The following is a 954-nucleotide window of genomic DNA, read 5'->3' as shown; positions in this document are numbered from 1 at the left end:
GCTGGAACGCCACCGCGCGTCCCCGCCCCGACGGCCCCGAGACCATCACCGCGGTCTTCGCGGCGCGGGCGGCCGCCGACCCGCAGGGCGTCGCGCTCCGGTTCGAAGGCCAGTCCCTCACCTACGGCGAGCTCGACGCCCGCTCCAACCGGCTCGCCCACCTGCTGGTCTCGCTGGGCGTCGGCCCGGAGAGCGCCGTCGCGATGCTCCAGCGGCGCGGCCCCGACGTGCTGGTCTCCTGTCTGGCGATCCTCAAGGCCGGCGGCTGCTACGTGCCGATCCACCACAGCTACCCGGCCGACCGGATGAGCTGGGTGCTCGCGGAGACCGGCGCCGAGGTCCTGCTCACCGACCGGGCCATGGCCGATCGGGCGGGGTTCGGCCACCGCGCCCACCAGGTCGTCGTGGACGGCGATCCGACCCTCGCGTCGCTGCCCACGACCGCACCGGACGTCGCGGTCCACGCCGGGCAGCTCGCCTACCAGGTGTTCACCTCGGGCTCGACCGGTGTGCCGAAGGGCGTCGGTGTCGCCCACCGGGAGGTCGTCAGGTTCGTCCGCGACCAGAAGGTGGGCGCCGACCCCGAACGGGTGCTGGTGTACGCGCCGCACGCGTTCGACGCGTCGACCTTCGAGATGTTCACTCCGCTGCTGCACGGCGGCACCGCCGTGATCGCCCCGCCGGGCGATCTGGACGCCGCGGGCTTCGCGGAGCTGTTCACCGCGGAGAAGGTCACCTCGGCGTTCCTCACCACGATGCTGTTCAACCTGATCGCCGCCGAGGATCCCGGCTCGCTGGCCGCGCTGCTGGCCGTCCCCGCCGGCGGTGAGGCGGGCTCGCCCGCCGCGATGCGCGCCGTCCTGGCCGCCTGCCCCGAGCTGGAGCTGTGCAACGCCTACGGGCCGACCGAGACCACCACCTACGCGACGCTCCACCCGATGCGCGGGCTGACCG

1 protein-coding gene is annotated in these 954 nt (G+C 74.1%); it reads left to right on the top strand.

Going from position 1 to position 954, the window contains the following annotated elements:
• A partial coding sequence (locus ACYVE7_RS34700) for an AMP-binding protein (RefSeq protein WP_460370884.1) occupies positions 1 to 954 on the top strand: 954 nt, incomplete at both ends.

This window comes from Actinocorallia lasiicapitis, from assembly GCF_054778695.1.
Note: the sequence above shows the minus strand (reverse complement) of the source record. Positions and strands in the feature narration are given on the sequence as shown.